This is a genomic window from Cobetia sp. (genome assembly GCF_983723665.1).
Genome location: NZ_CFDJES010000026.1, coordinates 13,186 through 22,730, shown reverse-complemented (window position 1 = coordinate 22,730; position 9,545 = coordinate 13,186). Strand labels below are relative to the sequence as shown.

Here is a 9,545-nt window from a genome sequence, read left to right as displayed (position 1 = left end):
CGGGCGACCTGGCGCGACACCGAGTTGGCGCCCAGGATCAGGAACCCCGAGGGCGGCGGTTCGCCGACGCCCAGCACCTTGACGATGGGACGCGACAGCAGGCTCTGGACCACCACGGTGCCGATGATGACCAGGAAGGTCATCGGCACCAGCATCTCGGCGCCTTCGATGCCCTGGGATTCGAGCTTGAGGGCGAACAGCGAGGCGACTGCCGCCGCGACGATGCCGCGCGGCGAGAGCCAGGCCAGCAGGGCCTTCTCGCGCAGCGTCAGCCCGCTGCCCAGGGTACACAGCCAGACCGTCAGGGGGCGTGCGACCCACATCAACACCGCCAGGAAGATCCACGCCGGCCACGACAGCAGGGACAGCTGCTCGACGGTCAGGCGCCCCGCCAGCAGCAGGAACAGTCCCGAGATCAGCAGGACCGTCAGGGTCTCCTTGAACTCGATGATCTGCTGGGTCGGCACGCCGCGCATGTTGGCCAGCCACACGCCCATCACGGTGACGGTCAGCAGGCCGGATTCATGGAACAGGGTGTTGGAGATGGCGAACAGCCCCAGCATCACCATCAGGGTGCCGAAGTTGTGCAGCTTCTGCGGCAGCCAGAAATGACGCAGCACCAGCCCCCAGCACCAGCCACCCAGTGCCCCCATGCCGAGCCCGAGGCCCACCGTCTGGGCGAACAGCAACAGGGTATGCGAGGCCGCATTGCCGGTCATGCCGAGCGCGACGTACTCATAGACCAGCACCGCCAGCAGCGCGCCGACCGGGTCGATCATGATGCCTTCCCAGCGCAGGATCTGGGTCAGGTTGCCGCGCGCGCGCAGCGTCTGCAGCAATGGCATCACCACCGTCGGACCTGTCACCACCAGCAGGGCGCCGAGCACGGCGGCCATCTCCCAGCGCATGTCGAGCAGATAGTGGGCGGCCACGGTGCCGATCACGCCGGTGATCACCACGCCGGTGGTGACCAGTCGCCTGACGATATGGCCATGGCCGCGCAGGTCCTTGAAGTCCAGCGTCAGGCTGCCCTCGAACAGGATGACCGCCACCGCCAGCGAGACCAGCGGGAACAAGAGATCGCCGAGCAGCTCATCCGGCTTCAGCCAACCCGTGACGGGGCCGGCGAGGATGCCGACGATCAACAGCGGCAGGATGGCGGGCAGACGCATGCGCCAGGCCAGCCACTGGCAGCCGAGGGCCATCAGACCGATCAGGGTCAGGGCCAGAGCAGGTTCGGTCATCGGGTGTCTTCCTTGGAGTCAGCGAAAATGAGCGGTGCCACTGTTGCGGTCACCGCTCATCGTTTCGTTGTGTCTCAGCCGTCTGTCAGTGGCCCTTGCCCCTGCTTGTCTGCACAGGCTTGAAGCAGGGGCAAGGGCCACTCAGCTGCCGCGCGGCAGGCCGAAAGGGCGCAGCCTAGCGATTGATTCCGTGGTATGCAACGTCGCGTTGCCTTATCGCGCTCTCCTCATTTCCTTTCTCTGTCGTGCCCGCGTGATGGCGTCGGGCAGACGCGATCACTCATTGGGCGCGACGCAGCAGCGGCAGCAATGCCTGCAGCGGATGCGGCAACTGGCTGCCGGAGAAACGCTTGCTCTGACTGCGGCACGAATAGCCACTGGCGACCAGCTTGCCCTGATTGGCGTCGTCTTCGACCACGGCCTTCCACGACAGGTCATAGATGGCACGCGAGGTCTCGAGATTGCGCGCTTCGTGGCCGTAGGTACCGGACATGCCGCAGCAGCCGGTGGCGATGGTCTCGAGCTTGAGACCGAAGGCGGAGTAGACCTGCTGCCAGGCCTTGGCCGAGCCCGGGGCATTGGTGCTCTCGGTGCAGTGGCTCAGAAGCTTCATGCCCGGGTCCATCTTGCCCAGCACCGTCTTGGTGACGCCGACCGGCAGCAGCTTGCGCAGGCTGATCAGCCATTCCTGCAGCAGCAGGACGTCGGGCACCGCGTCCGGGCCGAGGGTCTTCACGTACTCCTGACGATAGGTCAGGGTCATCGCCGGGTCGATGCCGACCAGCGGCACGCCGAAGTCGGCGATCGCCTTGAGACGCTCGGCCTGGGCACGTGCGGTACGCTGGAAGGCGCCGGTGAAGCCCTGCACCTGCAGCGGCTTGCCATTGGGGGCAAAGGGCGCGACGAAGACATGGATGTCGAGTCGCGACAGCAGCTCGATGATGTCGATCACCAGCTGGGCCTCGAAGTGACTGGTGAAGGCATCCTGCACCAGAATCACGCTTCTGGCCTTCTGGGATTCGGTCAGACGGCCCAGCTGGGTCGGCGTCGCCTCGGACACGCCCCAGCTCTTGAGCTGTCTGCGCAGGCTGGCGCGTGACAGGCGCGGCGCATCGACCATGCCGATCGGGCCTTCCAGCAGACGACTGACCAGCTTGTTGGTCAGCAGACCGTTATAGAGCGGCGTGACGCGCTCGGCCCACGGCAGCACGAATTCGAGGCTGCCGATCAGGTAATCGCGCAGCGGACGCTGATAACGATGGTGATAGACCTCAAGGAAGCGGCTGCGGAAATCGGGCACGTTGACCTTGATCGGGCACTGGCCCGCGCAGGACTTGCACGCCAGGCAACCGGACATGGCGTCGTAGACCTGCTGGTCGAAGTTGGCGTCAGACTGACCCTCAGCCTGTGCGGTACCGGCACGCCGCGCCTTGAGCGAGGCGCTGATGCGCGCCGGCAGACGCGCCAGCCACATGCCGGTGCCCTTGAGGCCCGGCGTACGCGCGGCCTGGGCCTCGGCGATCACGTCGCGGCCGGCGTTGCCTTCCAGGCGCAGCCATTCACGCATCAGGCTGGCACGCCCCTTGGGCGAGTGGATGCGCTGGCGAGTCGCCTTCCACGACGGGCACATGGCGTCGTTGGGGTCGTAGTTGTAGCAGGCGCCATTGCCGTTGCAGTAGACGGCGCTGGCGTATTCCTGCCACACGCGCTCATCGATCTGACGGTCGAGATCGCCGCGCATGGTCACGTCATCGATACGCATCAAGCGGGGGTCGAAGGCCTCGACGGCGCTGTCAGCGTGATCACGCTTGCCGCTCTCGCTGCCCTCTTCGCTGCCCCCTTCGCTGCCCCCTTCGCTGGCGCCAGCGTCACTCGCGCCTGCATCCTCGACCAGCGCCACTGACAGGCGCGGGGAGGCGATCTTGCCCGGATTGAGCTGGTTGTGCGGGTCAAAGGCCGCCTTCACATCCTGCAGCGCACCGTAGAGGCTGCCGAAGAAGCGAGGGGAGTACTCGGAGCGCACGCCCTTGCCGTGCTCGCCCCACAGCAGGCCACCGTACTTGTGGGTGAGGGCGGCGACCTCATCGGAGATCTCGCGGATCATCGCCTGCTGGGCGGGGTCCTTCATGTCCAGCGCCGGGCGCACGTGCAGCACGCCGGCATCGACATGCCCGAACATGCCATAGCGCAGGCCACGGGCATCCAGCGCGGCGCGGAATTCGGCGATGTAATCGGCCAGATGCTCCGGCGGAACGGCGGTGTCCTCGACGAAGGGCAGCGGGCGGGCTTCGCCGTCGACATTGCCCAGCAGGCCCACCGAGCGCTTGCGCATGCCATAGACACGACCGATCTGCGCGCGACCGCGGGCTTCGGTGAAGCCGAGACGCTCGACGCTGGTATCGCTGGCCAGGTGCTCGCTGAAGGCGCGGACCTTGGCATCCAGCACCTCTTCGCTGTCGGCATTGAATTCGATCAGGTTGATCCCGCCGATGGCCGGGGTGCCTTCGGCGCTGGCCGGGAAGAATTCCTCGACGCTGTCCCACACGAAGTCCTGCATGGCGAGGTTGAGCACGGTGTCATCCACCGTCTCGATGGAGGTCGGGCGATTGCCCTCGACCGCCATCAACGCCTTGGCGTCGCGCAGTGCGTCCATGAAGCTTGCGTAGCGCAGGTTGATCAGCGTCGAGCAGGGCGCGATGGGCAGCGCATTCAGCTCGGCCTCGACCACGAAGCCCAGCGTGCCCTCGGCGCCGCACAGCAGGCTGTTGAGGTTGAAACGCCCATCGGCCTCGCGCAGGTGGGCGAGGTCGTAGCCGGTCAGGCAGCGGTTGAGCGGCGGGAAGATGTCGGCGATTTCCTCGGCGCGCTCATCGGCGATCGCGCGTGCGGTGCGGTAGACCTCACCGACGCGATCCTCACGTGCGCACAGTGTCTCGAGCTCGGCATCATCGATGGCATGGCTCGTCAGTCGTGTCCCGTCGAGCAGGACGCTGTCGAGCGCCAGCACGTGGTCACGCGTCTTGCCGTATTCGCAGCTGCCCTGGCCGGAGGCATCGGTGTTGATCATGCCGCCAATGGTGGCGCGGTTGGAGGTCGAGAGCTCCGGGGCGAAGAACAGCCCATGCGGCTTGAGCGCGGCATTCAGCTGGTCCTTCACCACGCCGGCCTCGACGCGCACGCGGCGGTTCTCGACATCGATCTCGAGAATGCGGTTCATGTGCCGCGAGACATCCACCAGCACGCCGTCATTGAGCGACTGGCCATTGGTGCCGGTACCGCCGCCGCGTGGTGCCAGGGTGACGCCCGAAAAGCGTGGCTCGTGGGAGAGGCGCGCGATGCGCTGGACATCCTCGGCATGGCGCGGGTAGACCACGGCCTGAGGCAGCACCTGATAGAGCGAGTTGTCGGTCGACAACACGGTGCGGTTGGCGTAGTCCGGACTGATGTCACCGGCAAAGCCTGCATCTCGCAGGGCGGCCAGGAAGTCCAGATAGAGGGAATCGACGGGGGCGGGCATATCCAGCAGGCGTTCGGTCATGATCTCGCTCGGGCAGTGAGTCGCGTCAGGCAGGCATCCAGGGCCAATGGGCCTAAGCTTACCTGAGCTGGGCGTGTGGCCCCAGCCCAGCGCGGCATTGCGTCACTCGCGAGACGGGAATTCAGGTGAAAGGAGTGAGGAATGACTACGCTGTGAGGAGTCATCAAAGCAAGGTGTGTGCGCCTGAATGCAAGCAACAAGGGGGATGATGTGCACATGCTGCGAGCGATTGTCAGGCGTCAGTCGCCGCTTCAGTGGTACCGTCAGCCATCGCAAGGCAGGCCGTCATGGCGTGCCCCCTCCGTTTCTTCCCTTGAAGCTGTCTTCCCTCTTCCGCTGAGTCATCAGGAGTTAGCTCATGGCATCGTCCACCTATTCCTCGACCTCCACCTGTCATCGCGAGTCTCGCCAGCCGCCCACGCGATTGGGAGTGCTGGGGGTGGGGGAGTTGGCGGAGTCATTGCTGGTCGCGTTGGCGCGCGGTTGTCAGCGCGAAGGCCGCTCGCGGCATGATCTGGAATTTCATCTCTCGCCGCGCAACGACGTGCGCAGTCACCGTCTGGGCTGGCGTTTCGGTGCCATCCGCCACGTAAGCAACGTCGCGGTGTGTGAATCGAGCCTGTGCATGCTGGTCGGGGTGCGGCCAGAGCAGCTCGAGGCACTGGCAAGTGAGCTGCGTGAAAGCCACGCACTGAGCAAGGATCATCACCTGATGGTGCTGGCGGCCGGTGTGCCACTGCAGCAGCTGCAGCGCTGGTTCGCGCCGGCGCGAGTGGTGCGGGTGATGACGGGGCTGGCGGTCTGTGAAGGGCAGAGCGCCCTCACGCTCTATCCGGAAGACCCGCTGACGCGCGACCTGCTCGGGCCGGCGGTCCGGCAGATCATCGCCTTCGATGATGAAGCGGCCTTCGAGGCCAGCATGCTGGCGGTCTGCGTGAATGCCTGGCAGATGGCGCAACAGCAGGCGTTGCTCGACTGGTTCCAGACGGTGCCCGGCATGAGCGGCCCCCAGGCGCGACTGTTGCTGATGGCGCAGTTGCGTGATGCGCTGGCCTTGATGGAAGCCCACCCCGATACCCCGCCCGGCGAGCTTGCCTCGCGTATCGGCACCCCCGGCACCTGGACGGCACGCGGTCTGGAGCAGCTCGGGGGCAAGGAAGGCGCACACCGCCAATGGCAGCATGTGCTGGAGCAACTGCGCGCGGAGATCGAGCAGGGCAGTGCGTCACCCGGCAGTGAATGAGACGCTCTGCCGCCTGATGTCTTCCGCGCTCAGCCACCCCTCAGACACCCGCAATGCCTATTGGTCAGGACGCGCATCGCGGGTGTCGTGCTTTGTTCAACCTGCCTTTCGTGAGTCGTGGATTCCCCGTGGCTGGCGATTTTCCTACAATGGAGCGCTAGGCGGCACCCTCGGGTGCCAGAGTGGCTGGCGGCCGATCCATGGCGTTGCCCAGCGCTCACTCGCAATGAATCGAGCACGGGGCATACAAGGCACATGGGAACCTGGTTGGCAGTAGCAGCGGGCGGCGCCATCGGGGCGCTGGGACGGTATCTTGTCAGCGGCTGGATCGTCGGCGCCGCCGGGCGTGGTTTCCCGTGGGGGACCCTCGGCGTCAATCTGATCGGCAGCTGCCTGATGGGGTTCCTGTTCATCTGGGTGACCCAGGAGCTCAAGCTGGCCCCCGTCTGGCAGGCGATCATGGTGGCCGGCTTCACCGGCGCCTTCACCACCTTCTCCACCTTTGCCCTCGAGGCGCTCAATCTGATGATGAGCGGACGCATGCTGGCGGGGCTGGTCTATGTCGCCGTCAGTGTGGTGGCGTGTCTGGGCATGGTTGCACTGGGCATGAAGATCGCACGCGTCCTGCTGTGATTCCCGTGCCCGGGCACGCCCTCCTGTCGCCTGGGCGGCTGCGAAGCAGGGCATGGCTGAGGTAGACTAGTGCGCATAACCTTTCCGCGCCGCGATGCGGCCTGAGTGATCCGACGAGAGAGCCTTCCCACATGCTGGACCCGAAACTTCTGCGCGCTGATCTTGAAGCGACTGCCGAGCGCCTCGCACGTCGTGGCTATCAGCTGGATACCGAAGCCTTTGCCGCGCTGGAAGCGCGCCGCCGTGACCTGCAGGTCGAGACGGAATCCCTGCAGAACGAGCGCAACACCCGCTCCAAGTCCATCGGTAATGCCAAGGCACGCGGCGAAGACATCGCGCCGCTGCTGGCAGAAGTCAGTGATCTGGGCGAGCGTCTCGACGCCGCCAAGTCCGAGCTCAATGAGCTGCAGGCCAAGGCCGACGCCATGGCGGCCAGCCTGCCGAACCTGCCGGACGCCGAAGTGCCGGAAGGCGCTGACGAAAGCGACAACGTCGAGCTGCACCGCTGGGGCACGCCGCGTGAATTCGATTTCGACGTGCGCGACCACGTCGACCTCGGTGAGCTCAAGGGCCAGCTGGACTTCGAGCTGGCGGTCAAGATCACCGGTTCACGCTTCGCCGTGATGCATGGCTCCATCGCGCGTCTGCACCGTGCGCTGGTGCAGTTCATGCTCGACAAGCAGACGCTGGAGCATGGCTACGAAGAATATTACGTGCCCTATATCGTCAACCGCGACTCCCTGATGGGCACCAGCCAGCTGCCCAAGTTCGAGGAAGACCTGTTCAAGCTCAACGACGATCGTGATTTCTTCCTGATCCCGACCGCCGAAGTGCCGCTGACCAACATGGTGCGCGACGAGATCATCGACGCCGGCAGTCTGCCGCTCAAGTTCACCGCCCATACCCCGTGTTTCCGCAGTGAAGCCGGTGCCTATGGCCGTGATACCCGCGGCATGATTCGCCAGCACCAGTTCGACAAGGTCGAGATGGTACAGGTCGTCGCGGCGGAGAAGAGCGACGAAGCCCTCGAAGAGATGCGTGGCCACGCCGAAGCCATCCTGCAGGCGCTGGAACTGCCGTACCGTGCCGTGACCCTGTGCACCGGCGACATGGGCTTTGCCGCCGCCAAGACCTATGACCTGGAAGTCTGGCTGCCGAGCCAGGCGACCTACCGCGAGATCTCCTCCATCTCCAACTGCCGTGACTTCCAGGCACGCCGCATGCAGGCGCGTGTGCGTGTCGAAGGTCAGAAGAAGCCGCAGCTGGTGCATACCCTGAATGGGTCCGGTCTGGCTGTGGGTCGCTGCCTGGTCGCCGTGCTGGAAAACCATCAGAACGCCGATGGCTCCATCACTGTGCCGCAGGCGCTGCGTGGCTACATGGGCGGAGTGGAAACCATCAACGTCTGAGGTGCGTGAATCGCCGTAGTGGATTCGCGTAGTCAAGGCCCCCGCTTTCCCATGGAAGCGGGGGCCTTCGTTTATCGCGGAAGCAGAGGCCTTACCCGATCGCACCACTCGTTATTCCCTCACTCGTTATTTCCTCTGCGTGACTACAACGTAGCATCAGGGTTGTTATTCTTATTGGTTATTTTAGAGAGTGGTTCTTATGCTCTAAAATGCGGCCCATCGAAGGCTGCTCCCCAGCCTCGCCGCGTTTGTGGATGTGCCCCATGGAATTTCTCAATCTCTCCTGTGACCCCTCACGACTCCAGCTGTGCCTGATCGGTGGCGGCCAGGAGGCTGTCGCGCTGGCCGAGCGTTTCGCCGGCCTCGGTGCAGACCTGTGTGTCTACGGTGATGCCCGCATGCCGATGCTGGAGACCCTGTGTGGTCGTGAAGGTTGGGAGGTTGCCGATACCCTGTTGCCCGTGCCGGCCCCCGGCCAGCTATGGCTGGTCGCCACCGGCAGCGAAGGGCGCGATCGCGGCATCCTGCGTCATGCGCGCGAGCAGCACGTGATGGTGTTCGCGCCGAGCCACCCCCGGGACTCCAGCGTTCGCCTGCCGCCGCGCCTGGTGGCAGGCGAGGCGGTGTTGCCCGTGAAGGAGGAGGACCGCTTCACGGGCACGCAGGGCCAGGTGGCGTTGGTCAGCGCGGGGCCGGGCGATCCGGAGCTGCTGACGCTCAAGGCGCTGCGCCATCTGCAGCAGGCCGATGTCATCATTCACGATCGCCTGGTCAGCCACGAGATTCTGGCGCTGGCCAATCCGGAGGCGCGTCGCCTGTATGTCGGCAAGGCGCGCAGCGATCACAGCGTGCCCCAGGAAGGCATCAATCAGGCGTTGGTGGATTACGCGCGCGCCGGGCATCGCGTGGTGCGCTTGAAGGGCGGTGACGCCTTCATTTTCGGGCGCGGCGGGGAAGAGCTCGAGACCCTGGCCGGCGCCGGCATCAGCTTCGAGGTCGTGCCGGGCATCACGGCGGCTTCCGGTTGCGCGGCTTACGCAGGTATCCCGCTGACCCATCGCGACCACGCCCAGTCGGTGCGCTTCGTCACCGGCCACTTGAAGGATGGCAGCTGTGACCTGGATTGGGAGGCGCTGGCGCGTCCGGCCCAGACGCTGGTCTTCTACATGGGGCTCGGCAGCCTGGGGCTGATCTGCGAGCAGTTGATCGCCAATGGTCTGGCTGCGTCCACGCCGATCGCGCTGGTCGAGCAGGGCACCACCGCGCGTCAGCGTGTGCATGTGGCAACGCTGGCGGACATGCCGGCACAGATCGCCGGTCAGGGCCTCAAGCCGCCGACGCTGATCATCGTCGGGGATGTGGTCAAGCTGCACGATTCGCTCAAGTGGTTCTCGCCGAATGCCAACAGCAGCTTGGGGTGGGAAGATGGCAAGCACCCGACGCCGCTGGCCAATGTGGTATCGGTCTAGAGCGACCGT

Annotated in this window: 6 protein-coding genes; 4 read left to right on the top strand and 2 right to left on the bottom strand. The window is 65.3% G+C overall.

Annotated features, from left to right (window positions below; translation table 11 throughout):
* Together AC4FAH_RS04560 and AC4FAH_RS04555 are read right to left on the bottom strand one after the other, a co-directional pair.
* The coding region (locus tag AC4FAH_RS04560; RefSeq protein ID WP_490245703.1) for a cation:proton antiporter at positions 1-1,244 on the bottom strand (1,244 nt) is incomplete at its 3' end.
* Positions 1,245-1,524: 280 nt separating this feature from the next.
* Positions 1,525-4,782 carry an FAD-binding and (Fe-S)-binding domain-containing protein gene (locus AC4FAH_RS04555; RefSeq protein WP_339842281.1) on the bottom strand — a complete coding sequence of 1,086 codons (3,258 nt, stop codon included), beginning with the start codon at positions 4,780-4,782 and terminating at the stop codon, positions 1,525-1,527.
* A gap of 358 nt (positions 4,783-5,140) precedes the next feature.
* On the opposite strand from AC4FAH_RS04555, the gene AC4FAH_RS04550 reads away from it, so the two are divergent.
* The 4 genes from AC4FAH_RS04550 to cobA all read left to right on the top strand — a co-directional run bounded on the left by AC4FAH_RS04550 (position 5,141) and on the right by cobA (position 9,536).
* Positions 5,141-6,025 carry a hypothetical protein gene (locus tag AC4FAH_RS04550; protein ID WP_054555055.1) on the top strand — a complete coding sequence of 295 codons (885 nt, stop codon included), beginning with the start codon at positions 5,141-5,143 and terminating at the stop codon, positions 6,023-6,025.
* A gap of 267 nt (positions 6,026-6,292) precedes the next feature.
* A complete protein-coding gene (gene crcB / locus AC4FAH_RS04545; protein WP_197738705.1) occupies positions 6,293-6,658 on the top strand; it encodes a fluoride efflux transporter CrcB in 366 nt (121 codons plus the stop codon).
* Positions 6,659-6,789: 131 nt separating this feature from the next.
* The gene (gene serS / locus AC4FAH_RS04540; protein WP_043332430.1) at positions 6,790-8,067 is read left to right on the top strand and encodes a serine--tRNA ligase; all 1,278 of its coding nucleotides are present in this window, start codon (positions 6,790-6,792) and stop codon (positions 8,065-8,067) included.
* Positions 8,068-8,330: 263 nt separating this feature from the next.
* Positions 8,331-9,536, top strand: coding sequence for a uroporphyrinogen-III C-methyltransferase (gene cobA / locus AC4FAH_RS04535; RefSeq protein WP_054555052.1), 1,206 nt, complete (start codon positions 8,331-8,333; stop codon positions 9,534-9,536).
* The last annotated feature ends 9 nt before the right edge of the window (positions 9,537-9,545 follow it).

What these genes read in the sequence shown, in the direction of transcription:
- serS (WP_043332430.1), top strand. Translation starts at nt 6,790, where the DNA reads ATGCTGGACCCGAAACTTCTGCGCGCTGATCTTGAAGCGACTGCCGAG.
- AC4FAH_RS04555 (WP_339842281.1), bottom strand. Translation starts at nt 4,782, where the DNA reads ATGACCGAACGCCTGCTGGATATGCCCGCCCCCGTCGATTCCCTCTAT.
- cobA (WP_054555052.1), top strand. Translation starts at nt 8,331, where the DNA reads ATGGAATTTCTCAATCTCTCCTGTGACCCCTCACGACTCCAGCTGTGC.
- AC4FAH_RS04550 (WP_054555055.1), top strand. Translation starts at nt 5,141, where the DNA reads ATGGCATCGTCCACCTATTCCTCGACCTCCACCTGTCATCGCGAGTCT.